This is a genomic window from Pontibacter virosus, assembly GCF_003096355.1.
Taxonomy (GTDB): domain Bacteria; phylum Bacteroidota; class Bacteroidia; order Cytophagales; family Hymenobacteraceae; genus Pontibacter; species Pontibacter virosus.
This window is the reverse complement of sequence record NZ_QEKI01000004.1, coordinates 172279-190658: the sequence shown is the minus strand read 5'-3', so window position 1 is coordinate 190658 and position 18380 is coordinate 172279. Positions and strand designations below refer to the sequence as shown.

Here is an 18380-nt window from a genome sequence, read left to right as displayed (position 1 = left end):
ATATAGAAATTTACTTCTTAACTTCAAGGCGAGTTTTACTTATACCTGACCATGGCACAAATCCACCCGAAAACCACGCCCATTTACCAGACCTCGGTGTTCACCTTCGAAGACCTGAACGATCTGGAGCTGTACTTCGAGCAACCGGACCAAAAGTACATGTACACCCGCTACGGCAACCCCAATTCTGATGAGTTGGCCGAAGAGGTGAACAAACTGGAAGGCGGTGCCGGAGCTGTGGCCACTTCGTCGGGGATGTCAGCCATCCTGACGGCGGTGCTCACGTATTGCCAGTCAGGCGACCATCTGCTGTGCGCCGAGGAGATCTACGGCGGCTCAGCGGCCTTGCTCTCGCAGGAGCTGACCCGCATGGGTATAGCTGTAAGCTATGTGCCGAGTGAGGAGCTGTATACCCTGGACGGGCATGTAAGGGAAAATACCAAGCTATTGCTGGCTGAGACCATGAGCAATCCGCTGCTGCAGGTAGTGGACTTACAACGGCTCTCCGCCGAAACCAAGCGCACAGGTATAAAGCTGCTTATTGACAATACCTTCGCCTCCCCGGTCATTACCAAACCGCTGCACCTCGGAGCTGACATGGTGATCCACAGTGTGACCAAATACCTGTCGGGGCACAGCGATGTGACGGCGGGCACAGTAGTGGCGGGCAAGGCAGAGGACATGGAGCGCAGCAAACAGATCATGCGGGTTTACGGTCTCAACCTGAGCCCATTCGAGAGCTGGTTGGCCGCCCGCGGTCTCAAGACGCTGAACGTGCGGATGAAGCAGCACTGCTTCAATGCGATGGCAGTAGCCGAGTTTTTATGTAACCATCCGAAAGTGAAGCAGGTATGGTACCCTGGTCTGTCGCAGCACCCACAACACCGACTGGCCAAGGGGCAGGGCTCCGGCATGTTCGGGGGCATGCTTTCTTTCCGTCTCGAAGACGATCTGGAAACGGTCAACACCTTTATGCGGTCGCTGAAGCACATTCCGTTTGCCCCATCGCTGGCAGGGGTAAGCAGCTCCATTTCGCACCCACTCCGCACCTCGCACCGCAGCCTAAGCACGGAGCAGCAGCAGAAGCTCGGCATTACGCTGGGAGTCATCCGACTGTCTGTAGGTATAGAGGAGACTGTAGATCTGCTGGCTGATTTGGCGCAGGCGCTGGATAAGGTTTAGTGATTGATTTAGTGAATGAGTGATTGAGTGAGATAGAAAAGGATAGGGCTATACCTGCGTCAGTAAGGATATTCATTTTCTGAAGCCGTATGATGATACGATCAAGTCTTTCGTCCTTTGTCTAAAAGTCTTTTGTCATAAGAGCTTCCAACAGGAGTTCTCCAAGGCAGATAAATACGAACCTATGCTGGATTTTCCGAATGCTAAAATAAACCTGGGACTGCTCGTGACAGAGAAGCGCCCTGATGGGTTCCATAACCTGGAGTCGTGCTTTTATCCGGTGCGCTGGTGCGATGCGCTGGAGGTCGTGCCAGCTGAGACGGAGGCCTTTACCATGAGCGGCCTGCCCGTGCCCGGTAACCCGGATACGAACCTGTGTCTGAAGGCTTATCGGCTGCTGCAGCAGGACTTTCAGTTGCCACCCGTGCACATGCACCTACACAAGGTCATTCCGATGGGAGCGGGGCTGGGAGGTGGCTCTGCCGATGCGGCTTTTGCCCTGAAGCAGCTCAACAGTCTGTTCGAGCTCAACCTAAGTAAAGATCAACTCGAGGCCTACGCCCGCCAACTTGGCAGCGACTGCGCCTTTTTTATCCGGAATAAACCGGTGATCGCAGTAGAAAAGGGAGATGTTTTCAAACCCGTGGAACTGGACCTAAGCGACTATACCTGTATAGTGGTATATCCGGGCATCCATATCACCACAGCCGAAGCCTATGGCAATATCGTGCCTAAAAAGCCTAGCTGCGGCATTGAGATGTATTTGAAGCAGGATGTGCCGGTATGGAAAGAAGTGCTCAGGAATGATTTTGAGGAGGCGCTTTTCCCGCGCTATCCGGAACTGGCGGGTATAAAGGAGCAACTGTACAGCGCAGGAGCCGACTATGCTTCCATGACCGGCTCAGGATCTGCCGTGTACGGCCTTTTCAAAAACGAACCTGGCAGCCTACTCTTTCCCGGCCACTACCTTCTCTGGAAAGGCCTCCTTTAGCTTTTTGCGGCGCTCGCTATACGTATCCAATACCGGGTGGATGAACACACTGAGCAGAATGATGGTAGCCCCGATGTAGAAGTTGGAGGTCATCTGCTCATTCTCGTTGAAGATTAGCCAGGCCAGTAGGATGCCGTAAATTGGCTCCATGTTCACGGTCAGGTTAACGGTATAGGCCGATATTTTCTGCATCAGCCTTACCGAAGCGGTATAAGCGTACACTGTACACACCACTGCCAATAGCAACAGGTATATCCAATCCATGCCGTTCATGGCAAAGCTCAGCGTACCCGTCTCCGTAAACAGATCGGCGTAGATAGGGAAGAAAAGTGCTGTGCCGATACAGGCGCCCGCCATTTCATAGGCGGTGATGGTGGTGGAAGGATGCTTCTTAGCCAGTCTGGCATTGATGATCGTGAAGATTGCGCCCAGCAGCGCAGAGCCAACCGCCATGCCTATTCCAAGCATATTGTCAAACTCCGTCTCGGCCTGGAAAATGATGTAGAGACCCACTAAGATGATAACGCCCAGCAGGATTTCGTGAACTTTTAGTTTTTTGCTTGTGAAGGCTGGCTCCAGTAGGGCCGTCCACAAACTGCAAGTGGCCATACCTACCAAGCAGAGCGAAACCGACGAGATGCGGGCCGAGGCAAAAAACAGGATCCAATGGGCCGAGATCATCAGCCCGACACCCATGATGATGAACATGTTGGTGCGCCCCAGCCAAAACTGTGTCTTGCGTCGGTAAATGATAGCACCCAGTGCCAAAGCGGCGATCAGGGTGCGGAGGAAAACCAGCTCTACTGCCGGAATCGTGATCAATTTGCCCAAAATGGCGGTGAAGCCCCATAACAATACAATGAAATGGAGCTCGATAAAGTCCTTAAGACGCGGCATTAGCGTGGAATATAACGGTAAAGAAGAAAGCCTATACCTGTGAAAATAATACTCGGCACCCAGGCTGCATACATCGGGTCAAGGTCGCCAACTTGCGCCAGACTGCGGCTCGTAATCACGAAGATAATGAACACAAAGGCTAGGAAGAAGCCTAGCGCGATCTGCATACCTACACCGCCCCGTGCCTTGCGGGCACTCACGATCACCCCGATCACAGTGAGGATGATGATCGCAAAAGGATAGCTGTAGCGCTCGTATTTCTCGATCAGGTAGGTTTCTATATCATCAGCGCCACGGTCCCGTTTTTCCTGAATAAAGCGATTTAGCTCGGGCAGGGTCATCGTTTGCTCCAACTTGTAGGTGCTCTCGAAGTCTTTAGGGTATATGTTGAGGGCGGTATCCAGCACACCGCCATGGTAAAGTGTTTCACGCTCTCCGTCAAAGGTACGCAAGGTATAGCGGTCTACTTTCCACTTCTCTGTATCGGGGTTCCACTGCACACTGCTGGCCGTTAGTTTCTTGCTCAGGTTAGTGCCTTTTATTTCCTCGATGGCAAAGTTATAACCAACGTGTGCCGTGACGTTGTAGCTTTCCATGTACACATAAGTGTCAGGGGATATCTTTACGTGTATATTGCGGGTGTCGTAGGTAAATGGGCTTTTTACATACTTTACCTGAAAGGCCACACTCTCCTTGTTCGAGTTTGGGATCACCCAGCCGATCAGGCCAAAAATCAAAGCACCAATGATGGTAGCCCCGATCAGGTACGGCACCAGGAAGCGCTTGAAGCTGACGCCACCACTCAGAATGGCCACAATCTCAGTGTGCGAGGCCATTTTGGAAGTCACAAACACCGTCGCGATGAACACCGTGATCGGGCTCAGCATGTTCGCGTAGAATGGGATCAGGTGGATGTAGTAGTCGAAGATGATCTCTGAAATAGGCACATTGTGCTTGATAAAGTCGTCGTTCTTCTCCGTGAAGTCAATCACAAGAATCACCGAGACCATGATCAGCACCGTGAACACGTACGTGGTCAGGAACTTCTTCAGGATGTATTTGTCAATTAGCTTCAAGCTTTGCTTTAGTTAAGAGTTAAAAGTTATGAGTTAAGAGTTTGCTTTCGTAAAGGAGGAAGGCAAAGCCCCCTCTTTTAACTTTAAACTCTTAACTTTTAACTAGCTCGTTAGAGCCTTACCATTAGTTTTTTCACCATCACGTCTTTCCAGTCGCGGAAAGTGCCGGCGATGATGTGCTGGCGGGCCTGCTTGACCAGCCAGAGGTAGAACGTCAGGTTGTGCACGCTGGCGATCTGCCCAGCCAGGTATTCGCCGCTGTGTACCAGGTGGCGAAGGTAGGCCTTGCTGTAGAACGTGCTCACATAGCCACCTAGTTCCGCATCGATCGGGCTGTGGTCGGTGGCCCACTTCAGGTTACGAATGTTGACGATGCCCTGCGTGGTGAAGAGCATGCCGTTGCGCGCGTTGCGGGTCGGCAGCACGCAGTCGAACATATCCACGCCCAGCGCGATGTTCTCCAGGATATTGGCTGGCGTACCCACACCCATCAGGTAGCGGGGCTTATCAGCCGGCAGGATGTCGCACACCACTTCGGTCATCTCGTACATCATCTCGGCTGGCTCGCCCACCGACAGGCCGCCTATGGCGTTGCCTTCACGGCCAAAGCTGGCAATGGTCTCGGCTGACTGCACCCGCAGGTCTTTGTAAGTACTGCCCTGCACGATCGGGAAGAGCGTCTGGTCGTAGCCATACTTGGGCTCGGTAGAGTCGAAGCGGTCGACGCAGCGCTGCAGCCAACGGTGCGTACGCTCCATCGAGTTCTTGGCGTAGGTATAGTCGCAGGGGTAAGGCGTGCACTCGTCAAAGGCCATGATGATGTCGGCCCCGATGGTGCGCTGCGTATCCATCACGTTCTCCGGCGTAAAATCCAGCGCAGAACCGTCGATGTGCGACTTGAACTTTACACCCTCTTCCTTGATCTTGCGCGTACCGGCCAGCGAAAACACCTGGTAGCCGCCGCTGTCAGTCAGGATCGGGCGGTCCCAGCCGTTGAATTTATGCAAGCCACCGGCCTGCTCCAATATGTTCAGGCCCGGGCGCAGGTATAGGTGGTACGTGTTGCCCAGTATGATCTCGGCCTTGATGTCATCTTTGAGTTCGCGCTGGTGCACGGCCTTCACGGTGCCTGCCGTACCTACGGGCATGAAGATCGGGGTTTCGATGGCGCCATGCGCTGTCTCTACCACCCCGGCACGGGCTTTTGACTGTATATCTTTTGCTACTAATGAAAACTGCATGGTATGTGATTGTCAGCGCACTATGCTACAAGAAGCAAGCCAACTGCTTGAGCAGCCTGAGGGCTACCGGTTTTTGCTAAATGGTTATCGAAATAATCTGCAAAGATACACAGTGCACACCCACAAAACATAAACAATTATTAAATCATGAAGATGTTCGTAAATGGCTTAATTATACCTATTTTTGGTTGTTAGATAGGTTGTAGCGGTATGTGCGGTCTGGTGTATTGTGCTTTCAACAATTTAACCATCAACAACTCAACAATTAAATAATTTGATTCCACTTATACTCCTGGCGGTGCTGGCTTTTTGCGTGCTGGTACAGCTATACTATGCTTTGTTTTACTTCCTGCCGCTGAGCAGGTATAAGGACCCGGAACCGGACACCCATCGGCCTGTGTCGGTGATTGTGGCGGCGCATAATGAGCAGGACAACCTGTTTGAACTCCTGCCCATGCTGCTTGACCAGCAGTACCCCGAGTATGAGATCATCCTGGTGAACGACCGCTCTGACGATGACACGGAGTTTTACGTGTATGAGCTCGAGCGCCAGTTTCCGAATTTCCGGGTGGTGACAATTAAAAAAACACCGGAGTACCTTAATCCGAAGAAATATGCGTTAGCCTTAGGTATACGTGCCGCCAAATACGAACACATGCTGTTCACAGATGCGGACTGCCGACCTTGCAGTGAGCGATGGATTGAAAAAATGCAAAGTGGCTATGCTGCTGGTGCTGACTTAGTTATTGGTTATTCGCCCTATAAAAAGCTGGGTGGTTTCCTTAATCATCTTATCAGATATGAAACCTTACTGACCGCAATTCAGTATCTGTCTCATGCAAACAAAGGACACGCGTACATGGGCGTTGGCCGAAACTTATCGTATACTAAGTCATGTTTCTTTAGAAACAAAGGGTTTGCATCTCATATCAAGACTACCGGCGGCGACGATGACCTATTTGTCAGAGATGCCGTCAACAATAGTAAAGCAAGCATTGTTATCAGCAAGGAAGGGCAAACAGTCAGCATTCCCAAAAAGACGTTTCGGGAATGGCTGGTACAAAAAAGAAGGCACATGGCCGCCGGCAGGCAGTACAATGCAGCAGACAAAGGAAGGATAGGGACTTTTATTTCATCCAATATTCTTTTTTACACACTGGTAATTATTCTTCTTGTTCTAAATAGCCATTTGACTATATTGGCCGCTCTTGTCGGAATCCGCTACCTGGCTGTGTTTCCGATCTATGTAAGTGTGGCGCGCAGATTAGACGAAGGTGTTTCTTTGCCGTTGTTGCCGCTGCTCGATATTGCTTATTTTTTTAGTTACCTGCTCCTTGGGGTATCCGTAGTATTGAACAAACGAATCAGATGGAAGTAAACAAACAATTCTCCGCAAAAGCGAAGCACGATTTCAAGCTGATACAGGCGGCTGTTGAAGAAAACGACGAGAAAGCTTATGCTGAGTTGATGAGCATATACAAGAAGCCGGTATACCACGTGGTTCTCAAGATGGTGCGCAACGCCGACGACGCTGAGGACCTGACCATAGAGGCTTTTGCTAAGGCTTTTCGTAACCTGCATAAATTCAACCCGGAGTACGCTTTCAGTACCTGGCTGTTCCGTATCGCCACCAACAACTGCATCGACTTTATCCGCAAGAACCGCATCAAGACGATGAGCATCGACTCAGCTATTAAGATCGACAACGGCGACGAGATCACGATCGACTTTAAGGACAAGAACCTGAACCCGCAGGAAGAGGCGATCAAGAACCAGAAGATCGAGATCATGCAGTACGTGGTAGCCAAGCTGCCAGAGAAGTACCAGCGCCTCGTAACACTGCGTTACTTCAACGAACTGTCGTACGAAGAGATTGCCACTGAACTAAACGCTCCGCTCGGCACCGTGAAAGCTCAGTTGCACCGCGCCCGCGAGTTGCTCTATGACATGGTGAAGAATAAGAAGCACTTGATTTAATTGTTAAATTGTTGATGGTTAAATTGTTGTTCGGAAATGAGGAATCGTTCTGTGGACTAACTATTTAACCATGCAGCAATTTAACCAAGCAAAAAATATTGATTGCGTTTTTAGAGCCCCTGTTGCTTTGTGCGGCGGGGGCTCTATTTTTGGGCTGATTTCCAGACTTATTTCCTATTTTTGCAGTTCCTGTAGCTACAATAGGGCACTAGAAGAAGAACCGCTATACCTTGCAAACACAGACCATGCGAAACCTGAGCGAAGCCATCCTGGTGCGAATGGGCAAACTGCATTTATACCTGCGCCACAGAGGCACTGAAGAAGCCCAACAGGAGCTGGACCGCAAGTACGAAGGCCAGTACCGCAACGCCGGCCTGGTGCTCCTGTTCGACCTCTTTATGGCCCTTGCCGTAGTGGTTGTAGTCGCTGTGCTGGCAGGTATACTATACCTTGTTCTAAGTTAGAAAGAGAACGAGCTGTATTATTACTACTCAACTTTCAAACTCTTAAATTCCTAAACTCTTAAACTCAACCATGTCCATCTCCATCCGCATACTTTTGTCAGGTTACTTTCCGGAGCTTACCGAAGACCAGCTCGATAAATATGAGCGCATGGCCGAACTGTACCGTGAGTGGAATGAGAAGATCAACGTGATTTCGCGCAAGGATATGGAGCACATCGGCGAGCACCACATCCTGCACTCGCTGGGTATAGCCAAAGTAATTCAGTTTCCGGCGCAGGCGCATGTGCTGGATGTCGGCACAGGTGGCGGACTGCCCGGCTTGCCGCTGGCTGTTATGTTTCCGGATGTGAAGTTCCACCTGGTGGACTCGATCGGGAAAAAGATACACGTAGTACAGGAGATTGCCCGCGAGTTGCATTTGCAGAACGTAACCGCCTCCCACACCCGCGCCGAGCAAGTGCGCGAGAAGTTCGACTTCGTGGTAAGCCGCGCCGTTACCCGACTGGCCAATTTTTACCCTTGGGTGATGAACAGTTTTAAGAGAGAAGCTATACCTGACAAGGGCATCTACTACCTCAAAGGCGGCGATCTGGAAGAAGAGATAGCCGAGTCCGGCCTGATCACGAAGGTATACGACCTGAAAGACTACTTTACTGAGGAGTTTTTTGAGACCAAGAAGGTGGTGGTGGTGCCGATGCCGTAGCGGCTACTCTCCCTCCAACAAGAACTGCACAGCTCTGGCCTCTGAGTAATAAACATCATTCCTGAAATCCTCGGCAAAGCCCACGTGGCCGCCTCCTGCAGGTGTTTCGAGGTATAGGTATGGGTTGGCATCTGCCTCTTCGAAAGGGAAGCAGGATTTTGTGAGGAACGGGTCGTTTTGGGCATTGACGAGTAGCGTTGGCACTTGTATGCTTTTCAGAAACTGCTTGCTGCTGGAGCGCTTGTAGTAATCCTCTGCATTTTCGAAACCGTGCAGTGGGGCCGTGTACTTGTCGTCGAACTCTGGGAAAGACCAGAACAGACTGTAGTTGCTGAGATCCAGGGCATCCGGATACATCTCTTTTTTCTGTTCCAGTTTTTGTCCCAGTGATTTTAAGAAGCGCTGGGTATAGATTTTGGAAATGCGCTTCGCAGAGCTCTTTAAGTCGATGGGCACTGAGAAAACGGACGCCCGCTTTACTTCGGCTGGCACCTGCGCCGGGTCTTCTCCCAAATACTTCAAACTAATGTTGCCGCCGGCACTAAACCCGACCAGGTATATGGTTTCGTAATTTCCTCTTTCCAGTGCATGGCGCACCACAAAGTCGAGGTCGTCGGAGGCGCCCAGATGATAGGAGCGGAGGAGCTTGTTTGGCTCACCGCTGCAACTGCGGTAGTTCCAGGCCAGTGCATCTATACCACGTTCGTTCAATGCTTTCACCATTCCCATGATGTAGGGCCGGTGCGAGTCGCCTTCCAGGCCGTGGGAAAGGACAGCCAGTGATCGGGATTTAACGCGCGACCAGTCGACGTCTATAAAATCATCGTCGGGAGTGGTCAGCCGTTCGCGGTGGTAGCTCACGCCTTCTACCTGCCTGAACAAGCTGGGCACAATCGTCTGGATATGCCCGTTGAAGAGGTAAAAAGGCGGTTTGTGCTGTGACGGTAGAATGGGCATCAGGTAAAAGGGTATTTTTTAATTAATACGAAAAATTCAAAATTACGACCTTTCTATATTTCGCGCCATATCAGTGGGCCGCTTTTGACGTACTCTCTCTTGTAACACCAACAGAACATAAGACAATGAAGTTTATCAGACATATAAAAACATGGATACTGGTTTGCCTATTGGCAGGCTCCATCGCGGCTTGTTCCTCTGAAACCCGACACAGTGCTAATCGAGAGGTAGAGGAATTTTCGACCTGGGTAGAAGAGAACAGCAAGCGTGCTGAAACAGCCACCGAGGAAGAATGGAATGAGATGGAGGCGGAATATAACCGCAAAGCAACCGACATAGAAAAGCGGAGCGCCGACTGGGACGATCAGACCAAGGCGGAGTGGGAGAAGGTGCAAGCCCAATGGCAGGAAACAGTAGGCCGATCCGGGACCCGGTTCAGGGCATCTGAAGTGGAGCCAGAGTTTGACACGGAGCTGAAAAACAGATAACAGTAAGCTCTGATACAATTATATATAGTAAAACGCTATACATTTATATGCTTTACTTTGAATATTACTATTCTAAGTGTTGTAATAATACGTATAAGGCAGTATAACTAATGATAATTATACGATGAATATAAAATCAAATCTCAAAATGCTAGGTATGGCGCTAACAGTTAGTGCATTTACCTTTGCCTGTAACTCTGAAACCCGCACTGAAACGAACAGTGAGATTGATGAGGCACAAGTAGAAGCGAACGAAACCAGCGTAGAAGCTGAGCGTGAATATGATGAATTCGCGGTATGGGTGAACGATCAGTCTTCTCGTGCTGAAACAGCATCAGAAGAAGAGTGGCGCGAGATGAAAGCTGAATACAACCGTCGCGAAGCTGAACTAGACGCTAAAAGCGATACCTGGGACGATGAAGCCAAGCGTGAGTGGAAAGAAGTAAAAGACAGCTGGAAACGTACCGAAGACAAAGTGCAGAAGCGTATCGGTGATGTAGATGTTGATGTGGATGTAGACCGAAAAAACAACTAAGCTAATTTTTAGCTGAAGACTAAGCCTGGGGCTGCGGCAATTGCTGTGGACTCAGGCTTTTCTCATTGAAAGGAATAATAAAATTACCGGGCAGGGTAGCAGGTATAGCCAGTTCATAGGGCTTTGGTTTTACAGAAGCAGGAGTGGTCTGGTTGCCCTTTATTACTGGAGCAGGCGAAAAAAAGTAGCACAAAGGCAGCTGACAGAAAGAAACGCAGGGGTAGCATGGTTTTCAGGCTAAATAAGTGTAATTTTGAATCGGCATTGAGTTAAGTATTTGCGGTGGAATAGTTCCGGGGCGGCAATAAATACTTAGTCAGGCATTTTTAATAGCGAGGAGGTTTTGGAATTTAATTTCAAAGAATATATCTTTGCAAACTCATTCAGGATACGCAACGAAATTTTAATTAGTATAAAATAACATGGCTAATCACAAGTCGGCATTAAAGAGAATCAGATCTAACGACGCGAAACGTCTTCGTAACAGATATCAGGCGAAAACTACTCGTACTTTCATCAAAAAGCTGAAAGGCACTACTGACCAAACTGAGGCGCAAGAACTGTACAAGACAGTTTCTTCAATGCTTGACCGTCTGGCAAAGAAAAACATCATCCACAAAAACAAAGCTGCTAACAACAAGTCGAAACTGGCTAAGTTTGTTAACGGCCTGGCTGCAGCCTAGTTTTTTGCTGGAATACCATTCTGAAGCCTTACACGTCAAGTGTAAGGCTTTTTGTGTTTTCTATTAGAGCTGTTTGAAGGTGCCCTGTTTGCCTTTAAACAGCTCTTTTTTGATAGCTTTCCTTGGTGTGTCGCTGATGGGACAGGGGAGGGAAAGCTGGTTAGCTTATTTCATAATCAGTGGAATTTATGCTGGGAGGTATGAGAACTCTCCGTTTTCGCTCTTGTCATTTACCGCCGCATAGGCGAAGCTATACAACAAAGTAAGATTGCTATCCCTGAAATAGCAGCTTCTATGATGCAAAGTAAGCTATACCTATCCTGTGCCCACACTTGGGCCAGAGGCCCCACTATAGCAGACACGAGCGAAGACGCTCGCGCCATCATGGAAGTGCCCCTATGGCTAGGCAGAAAACTTATCATCCCAAAGCAATCTTGCCTATACCTTTAGCAATTTCAAACCCCCAAGCATAAACCCCTCCCAAAACAAAAAATCCTGAGGCCGCTACACTGACCCCAGGATTCCCTGAATTACAAAGAACACTTTTATTTTAAGCGATACTCAGCTTAATCATGTTCGTTCGTTTCTGCTCGTATATCGGCATACTCGCCGTGTTAATGAATACATCCCCTTTGTTCAGGTAACCTGCTTTCAGGAGCATTTGCTTGATGTCTTCGATCGTGGCATCAGTAGACTCGAACTTGTCATAGTAGAAGCCGCGAACACCCCATACCAGGTTAAGCGTGGTGAGCAGGCGCTCATTCTCGGTGAAGATGAAAATGTCAGCTTTGGTGCGGTATTTTGCCAGCTGGAAGGCCGTATAACCTGACTTGGTCATACCGATAACGGCACGGGCGTTGGTGTCGCGGGCCAAGTTGCAGGCATTGGCTACCAGGCTGTCGTTGAAGAAAGTCTGAGAGTGTGGGTTCAGGATATACGTCTTGTTAAAGATCTCAGCCTGGCGCTCCACCTCGCTGATCGTTAAGTTCATGGAGCGGATTGTCTCAACCGGATAAGCACCTACCGCAGTCTCGGCACTCAACATCAGGGTGTCAGCACCGTCAATCACGGCGTTGGCAACGTCGTTGGTCTCAGCTCTGGTAGGCTTCGGGTTCACGATCATGCTCTCCATCATCTGGGTAGCGATAATCACCGGTTTGGCGGCCTTGTTACACTTCTCCACAATCATTTTCTGAAGCATCGGTACACGCTCCATGCCTGTCTCCACGCCCAGGTCGCCGCGTGCTACCATCAGGGCATCAGATGCAGCAATGATCTCATCGATGTTGCGGATAGCCTCTGGCTTCTCAATTTTGGCGATCACGCGGGTATCTTTGCCACGCTCTTGAATGATGCGCTTGATCTCCAGGACATCCTCCACTTTGCGCACAAAGGAGAGGGCCACCCACTCTACATCGTTATCCAGGCCAAAGTGCAGGTCGCGAATGTCTTTTTCCGTCATAGAGGGGGCTGATACCGAAGAATCGGGCAGGTTGATGCCCTTGCGTGGTTTCACCACACCACCGTATTTCACGTCTGCTTCTACCAGGCAGTCATTATCAGTGGTAACCACCTTCAGCTCCAGCTTGCCATCGTCCAGCAAAATGGTATCGCCTGGGCTTACGTCCTTGGCAAGTGCGGTATAGCTTGTGCCCAAGTGTTCGTGATTGCTAACCGAGCCGTCGCAGCGCAGCACGACGCGTTGCCCTTCTTTTATTTCTACGCCACCGTTTTCAACTTCGCCAATGCGGATCTTGGGACCCTGTAAATCCTGCACAATGCAGATATTGGTGTTGAATCGGCGGTTCAATTCGCGGATATGCTCAATTACCTGCAGGTGCTCCTCGTGCTCCCCGTGCGAAAAATTCAGTCGGAAGGCATCTACGCCTTCCTGCACCAGGGCGAGGAGGCGGTCAAAGGTATTGCTGGCAGGGCCAACAGTGGCCAGTACTTTGGTCTTGTTGAAGACTATCTTCATAATTCAGAATAATAAGTGTTCCTTGTACTTAAGTGTAAGTGGATCAAATTGTTTCGTGTATTGGATCAGGGGCAGGCTCTGGAGCCTCCTGAGCAGTTCCTGCGGGTGAAGGTAATGTTGCAGCGCTCCTGATATTTGCAAAATGTAATCATACTCTTTTACATCGGGCAGCATAAAGGGCTTTTTAGCAGTAAGTGTCCCCAGTGCCTTGTTCCGGAACAGGCGCACTGTGCTGTGCGTGTCGTTGTGCTCAAAATGAGAGATGTACATCTTCTGCCTATCTGTCGTTTCGTAGCAAAGGTCCCGCTGTCGGGTCAGGTTCAGGCCCAGAAGACGGTTGAGCGACCAGGCCATTTTGTAGTCACGGCATGAGGCAACCACGCCGAAAAGGGCGAAGCTGAAATCATACTCAATGTCCAGGTGCAGTGTTTTCATGGGTTCACAAACAGCGTAATTGCAAATTTATAAACATGGCAACGGAAAACGACCTTTAAGGCAAAAACTTTTATAACATTATGAATACCACAATTTTTTTTGACATTGTCTGCCTAATTACATTTCTTTGCACAGTGTTTTAATAAACTATAAGAAAAAATGTCAGAAATCGCAGAAAAAGTAAAGGCTATCATCATCGATAAGCTTGGTGTTGAAGAGTCAGAAGTTACTCCGGAGGCTAGCTTCACAAATGACCTTGGCGCTGATTCACTGGATACAGTAGAGCTTATCATGGAATTCGAAAAGGAATTCAACGTATCTATTCCAGATGACCAGGCTGAAAACATCGCCACTGTAGGTCAGGCTATCAGCTACCTGGAAGAGCACGCAAAGTAATATAACCCCGATTGCCTTATTGTATTAAGTAATTTTACTATCTATCCTCTACTAGCAGCTTATGGAGCTTAAGAGAGTTGTAGTTACAGGGCTTGGCGCACTCACCCCACTTGGAAACAACGTTGCAGATTATTGGAACGGACTGGCCAATGGTGTGAGTGGAGCTGCGCCTATTACACGCTTTGATGCGAGTAAGTTTAAGACCCAGTTTGCCTGTGAAGTAAAGGGATACGATCCTGAAAATTACTTCGACCGTAAGGAAGCGCGTAAAATGGACCTGTTCTCTCAGTTCGCCATGGTGGTGGCTGACGAGGCGGTTCAGGACGCGAACCTGGTGGAGGGGAACTTTGATCCCGACCGCGTAGGTGTAATCTGGGGATCTGGTATTGGTGGTCTGCGTACTTTCCAGGAGGAGTGCGTGAACTTTGCCAACGGGGACGGCACACCGCGATTCAACCCATTCTTCATCCCGAAGATGATCGCGGACATCAGTGCCGGCCACATTTCAATTAAGTACGGCTTCCGTGGACCTAACTTCGTAACGGTTTCTGCCTGTGCATCTGCTACCAACGCCATCATCGACACTTTCAACTATATCCGCCTGGGTATGGCCGATGTGGTGGTAACCGGTGGTTCAGAGGCTGCCGTAACCGAGGCAGGTATAGGAGGCTTCAACGCCCTGAAAGCCCTTTCAGAGCGCAACGACTCGCCAGAGACGGCTTCCCGCCCATTTGACAAAGACCGCGACGGTTTTGTGTTGGGTGAAGGTGCAGGCGCCCTCATTCTGGAAGAGTACGAGCATGCCAAAGCCCGCGGCGCTAAGATTTACGCCGAGGTGATCGGTGGTGGCATGTCTGCAGACGCCTACCACATCACAGCCCCACATCCGGAAGGTATGGGCGCACTCAACGTGATGAAGAACGTACTGCGTGATGCCAACATCAAGCCCGAGGAAGTAGACTACATTAACGTGCACGGCACGTCCACTCCGCTTGGAGACATCAGCGAAGTGAAAGCCATTCAGACTGTGTTCGGTGACCACGCCTACAAGCTCAACATCAGCTCTACCAAATCCATGACAGGTCACTTGCTGGGTGCAGCCGGTGCGATAGAGGCTATTGCTGCTATCATGGCCATCAAGAACAGCCTGGTGCCACCAACCATCAACCACTTCACGGATGATGAGAGCTTTGACGCAGGTCTGAACTTTACTTTCAACAAAGCGCAGGAGCGCGAGGTGAAGGTAGCGCTCAGCAACACGTTCGGCTTCGGTGGACACAATACTTCCGTTTTATTCCGTCAATTTATCGACTAGGTGTTTGGTCCAATAAAACCGGTACGGCGCTTCTATCACAGCCTATTTACCAAAGATAGAGAGTTAGTGCGCGCCATTGCCGGAATTATTGGTAGCACTCCTGATAATATACGCCTGTATAAACTGGCGCTCACACACACGTCCTTTGCGCGGCAGAACCTGGCCAGCAAGCACGATACCAATGAGCGGCTGGAGTTTTTGGGCGATGCGGTACTCGGAACGGTAGTGGCAGAACTGCTATTCAAGAAATTTCCTTACGAAGACGAGGGCTTTATGACAGAAATGCGCTCACGGATTGTCAACCGTGAGTCCCTCAATTATATTGCCATTAAAATCGGCCTTAACCTGCTGGTGAAGGTAGATACCACAGGCGGACAGAGCGCCCGACATAAGTCAGTGCATGGCAATGCTCTGGAAGCCTTGGTTGGCGCGATATATCTGGACAAAGGGTATAGTACAACCCGACAGTTTATATTGGGGAAACTCATCAAGCCGCACGTGGACCTGCACAAACTGGTCAACACCACCTCTAACTTCAAGAGTAAGCTCATCGAGTGGGCGCAAAGCCAGAATGCCGATATCCGGTTCGAGATCGTAAACCGCAAGAATCAGGGCAACACAACCGAGTTTACCTGCGAGATCTACCTCAATGACAAACCCGTGGCTGTTGGCGTAGGCCTATCCAAGAAAAAAGCCGACCAAGCTGCAGCCGAGAAGGCGCTGGATGTACTCAACATCAGCTAAGGCTGTCTCTCAATAGCGGGAGGTAGCGCGCGCAGTTTGCCAACACAGTCCTGACAGCTTTGTTAATTTGGCTTTTTAAATAAGCCTCTGTTATTCGAACGACAGCTGCTTCGCTTTCCATCCTTTTCCATTCTTCATTTCTGATTTCTGGTTCGGCACTGCGCCCGGCCTATACCTGAATCTGCACTAAGGGTGTTTAGCTATACCTGTTCAAGGTATAGTGGTTCTTTATTTGGCCGCCAAAGCTTAACTTGCTTCCATATTGTTGCGTTAGAGAACACACTATGGAAGAAACAAGACTGATACTGGCTGGGGCTGCCCTGAATCAGACCCCGCTCGACTGGGAAGCCAACCTGCTCAATATCCGATCTGCTATCATCGAGGCAAGCACCCGCAATGTCGATATTCTGCTGCTGCCTGAGCTTTGTATTACAGGCTATGGCTGTGAGGACATGTTTCTGCACCCCTGGTTTGCCGAGGAGACGTTCGACAAGCTACTCCAGGTAAAAGAGTGGTGCGATAACATGACTGTGTGCCTGGGCGTGCATGTGATCATCGGAAAAGATATTTTCAATACGGCTTGCGTTATCAAGAACAAGGAGATTGTGGGCTTTACGGCCAAGCAGTTCCTTGCCCGCGACGGCATACACTACGAGCCGCGCTGGTTCACACCATGGCCAGCCAATGTGGTAGAGGAGTTCGAGATGCAGGGGAAGCGCTACCCGATTGGCGATCTTGTGTACGAAGAGAAAGGCGTGAAATATGCCTTTGAAATATGTGAGGATGCCTGGCGAACCAACCGCCCTGCTGAGCGCCACATGCAGAAGGGTGTGCAGCTGATCCTGAACCCAAGCGCCAGCCACTTTGCTCTGAGCAAGACGGACCTGCGCCATCGCCTGGTAGTAGAAGCCTCCCAAAAATATCAATGTGCTTACCTGTACGCTAACCTGCTTGGCAATGAGTCGGGCCGCGTGATCTTTGACGGGGAAGTACTTATCGCCCAGAACGGCAAGCTGATTCGCCGAAATGAGCTGCTGTGCTTTAAGGATGTAGACCTGGAATGTGCTGAGGTTAGTTTCGGGGCCAACCCGGAAATAGCTGAAACAATCGAGTACTTGCCGCCTATAGACGAAAACGCCGAGTTGATCGCCGCCCTGAGTCTGGCACTGTTTGACTACATGCGCAAGAGCCGTAGCCGTGGCTTTGTGCTGTCGCTGAGTGGCGGTGCTGACTCGTCGTGCTGTGCCGTGGCCGTGGCCGAAATGGTGCGCCGTGGCGTCGACAGCCTGGGCGTGACCGGCTTTGTGACCAAAGCCCGCATGTTCTCGCTCAAAGATGCCGAGTATTTTGAGGGCTTGCCGCAAGACCAGGTGGTCAAGCAGCTGGTAGGCAAAATGCTGACTTGTGCCTATCAGGGTACTGTCAATTCTTCTGACGCCACCTATACCTCAGCCAAAGAACTGGCTGAATCTCTGGGAGCGGTATTTTATGACTGGACAATCGATGACGAAGTGAAGGGCTATACCTCTAAAATTGAGAAAGCCTTAGAACGCGATTTGACCTGGGAGCAAGACGACGTGACCCTGCAGAACATTCAGGCTCGTGTGCGGGCTCCTGCCATCTGGATGCTGGCCAATATCAGAAACGCCTTGTTGCTGGCGACTTCTAACCGAAGCGAGGCAGCGGTGGGCTACGCCACCATGGATGGCGACACGGCTGGCAGTATTTCCCCGATTGCAGGTATAGACAAAGCTTTTATCCGCCAGTTCCTGATCTGGATGCAGGAGGAGCTGGGCTATCTGGGGCTGGACTATGTGAACAACCTGCAGCCAACCGCCGAACTGCGCCCTTCTTCCGAAAACCAGACAGACGAGAAGGACCTGATGCCATACGAAATCCTGAATATGATCGAGCGCCTGGCCTGGTACGACCGTCTATCGCCGCAGCAGGTGATGGACCAACTGGAGAAAGAGAACGTAGCGCCTGTTCAATCGCTGAAGGAGTATGTGCACAAGTTCTATACCTTGTGGTCGCGCAACCAGTGGAAACGCGAGCGCTACGCCCCGGGCTTCCACCTCGACGACTACAACCTGGACCCGCGCAGTTGGTTGCGTTATCCGATCCTGAGCGGTGGATTTCGGGAGGAGCTGAGCAAGCTGAAATAGAAGCAGAAACTTATACCTGTAAAAGGCACCAACCTACACCTGTGAGCGCAGGCAAGTGTGGTGCCTTTTGATTTTGTGGCTATACCTGTGGATAAAAATACCTATACCTGTCAGATGCTGATTTTTTCGCTTTGCTAAATATTGTAACTTTGG

The 18380-nt window shown here is 50.2% G+C and carries 19 protein-coding genes; 13 read left to right on the top strand and 6 right to left on the bottom strand.

Going from position 1 to position 18380, the window contains the following annotated elements; all coding sequences use genetic code 11:
- Window positions 1-51: 51 nt before the first annotated feature.
- A complete protein-coding gene (locus C8E01_RS07905; protein WP_116542825.1) occupies window positions 52-1182 on the top strand; it encodes a trans-sulfuration enzyme family protein in 1131 nt (376 codons plus the stop codon).
- A gap of 184 nt (window positions 1183-1366) precedes the next feature.
- Window positions 1367-2173, top strand: coding sequence for a 4-(cytidine 5'-diphospho)-2-C-methyl-D-erythritol kinase (gene ispE / locus C8E01_RS07900; RefSeq protein WP_116542824.1), 807 nt, complete (start codon window positions 1367-1369; stop codon window positions 2171-2173).
- Here the strand turns inward: ispE and C8E01_RS07895 are convergent.
- The 3 genes from C8E01_RS07895 to tgt all read right to left on the bottom strand — a co-directional run bounded on the left by C8E01_RS07895 (window position 2129) and on the right by tgt (window position 5387).
- On the bottom strand, window positions 2129-3070 hold the full coding sequence (locus C8E01_RS07895) for a DMT family transporter (protein ID WP_116542823.1): 942 nt from the start codon (window positions 3068-3070) through the stop codon (window positions 2129-2131). The genes ispE and C8E01_RS07895 overlap by 45 nt on opposite strands.
- Entirely contained in the window at window positions 3070-4146 is a 1077-nt protein-coding gene (locus C8E01_RS07890) for an LptF/LptG family permease (protein WP_116542822.1), read from the bottom strand. The genes C8E01_RS07895 and C8E01_RS07890 overlap by 1 nt, the downstream gene beginning before the upstream one ends.
- A 110-nt stretch (window positions 4147-4256) precedes the next feature.
- Entirely contained in the window at window positions 4257-5387 is a 1131-nt protein-coding gene (tgt, locus tag C8E01_RS07885) for a tRNA guanosine(34) transglycosylase Tgt (protein ID WP_116542821.1), read from the bottom strand.
- A gap of 274 nt (window positions 5388-5661) precedes the next feature.
- On the opposite strand from tgt, the gene C8E01_RS07880 reads away from it, so the two are divergent.
- The 4 genes from C8E01_RS07880 (at window position 5662) to rsmG (ending at window position 8531) form a co-directional block, all read left to right on the top strand.
- A complete protein-coding gene (locus tag C8E01_RS07880) occupies window positions 5662-6765 on the top strand; it encodes a glycosyltransferase (protein WP_116542820.1) in 1104 nt (367 codons plus the stop codon).
- On the top strand, window positions 6756-7364 hold the full coding sequence (locus C8E01_RS07875; protein WP_007659731.1) for an RNA polymerase sigma factor: 609 nt from the start codon (window positions 6756-6758) through the stop codon (window positions 7362-7364). The genes C8E01_RS07880 and C8E01_RS07875 overlap by 10 nt, the downstream gene beginning before the upstream one ends.
- A gap of 230 nt (window positions 7365-7594) precedes the next feature.
- Window positions 7595-7828 carry a hypothetical protein gene (locus C8E01_RS07870; protein WP_243409476.1) on the top strand — a complete coding sequence of 78 codons (234 nt, stop codon included), beginning with the start codon at window positions 7595-7597 and terminating at the stop codon, window positions 7826-7828.
- 70 nt (window positions 7829-7898) lie between these two features.
- Entirely contained in the window at window positions 7899-8531 is a 633-nt protein-coding gene (gene rsmG, locus C8E01_RS07865; protein ID WP_207774877.1) for a 16S rRNA (guanine(527)-N(7))-methyltransferase RsmG, read from the top strand.
- Between the two features lie 3 nt (window positions 8532-8534).
- Here rsmG and C8E01_RS07860 read toward each other — a convergent pair whose 3' ends face one another.
- Window positions 8535-9488: a YheT family hydrolase gene (locus C8E01_RS07860; RefSeq protein WP_116542818.1), complete on the bottom strand. Its 954-nt coding sequence runs from the start codon at window positions 9486-9488 to the stop codon at window positions 8535-8537.
- A 125-nt stretch (window positions 9489-9613) separates the two neighbouring features.
- On the opposite strand from C8E01_RS07860, the gene C8E01_RS07855 reads away from it, so the two are divergent.
- The 3 genes from C8E01_RS07855 to rpsT all read left to right on the top strand — a co-directional run bounded on the left by C8E01_RS07855 (window position 9614) and on the right by rpsT (window position 11194).
- A complete protein-coding gene (locus C8E01_RS07855) occupies window positions 9614-9976 on the top strand; it encodes a hypothetical protein (protein ID WP_116542817.1) in 363 nt (120 codons plus the stop codon).
- 124 nt (window positions 9977-10100) lie between these two features.
- Entirely contained in the window at window positions 10101-10511 is a 411-nt protein-coding gene (locus C8E01_RS07850) for a hypothetical protein (protein WP_116542816.1), read from the top strand.
- Window positions 10512-10933: 422 nt separating this feature from the next.
- Window positions 10934-11194, top strand: a complete 261-nt coding sequence (rpsT, locus tag C8E01_RS07845) for a 30S ribosomal protein S20 (protein ID WP_116542815.1) — start codon at window positions 10934-10936, stop codon at window positions 11192-11194.
- Between the two features lie 550 nt (window positions 11195-11744).
- On the opposite strand, the gene pyk is transcribed toward rpsT, so the two are convergent.
- Window positions 11745-13172 (bottom strand): pyruvate kinase, encoded by a 1428-nt coding sequence (gene pyk, locus C8E01_RS07840; RefSeq protein ID WP_116542814.1) that lies wholly within the window; start codon window positions 13170-13172, stop codon window positions 11745-11747.
- 3 nt (window positions 13173-13175) lie between these two features.
- Window positions 13176-13607: an IPExxxVDY family protein gene (locus C8E01_RS07835; protein WP_116542813.1), complete on the bottom strand. Its 432-nt coding sequence runs from the start codon at window positions 13605-13607 to the stop codon at window positions 13176-13178.
- Window positions 13608-13766: 159 nt separating this feature from the next.
- Between C8E01_RS07835 and C8E01_RS07830 the strand changes: the two genes are divergently transcribed.
- The 4 genes from C8E01_RS07830 (at window position 13767) to nadE (ending at window position 18227) form a co-directional block, all read left to right on the top strand.
- A complete protein-coding gene (locus C8E01_RS07830; protein WP_007659745.1) occupies window positions 13767-14003 on the top strand; it encodes an acyl carrier protein in 237 nt (78 codons plus the stop codon).
- 61 nt (window positions 14004-14064) lie between these two features.
- Window positions 14065-15318, top strand: a complete 1254-nt coding sequence (gene fabF, locus C8E01_RS07825) for a beta-ketoacyl-ACP synthase II (RefSeq protein ID WP_116542812.1) — start codon at window positions 14065-14067, stop codon at window positions 15316-15318.
- Window positions 15319-15384: 66 nt separating this feature from the next.
- Entirely contained in the window at window positions 15385-16062 is a 678-nt protein-coding gene (gene rnc, locus C8E01_RS07820) for a ribonuclease III (protein ID WP_243409475.1), read from the top strand.
- A 284-nt stretch (window positions 16063-16346) separates the two neighbouring features.
- Window positions 16347-18227, top strand: a complete 1881-nt coding sequence (gene nadE, locus C8E01_RS07815) for an NAD(+) synthase (protein ID WP_116542810.1) — start codon at window positions 16347-16349, stop codon at window positions 18225-18227.
- Window positions 18228-18380: the final 153 nt, after the last annotated feature.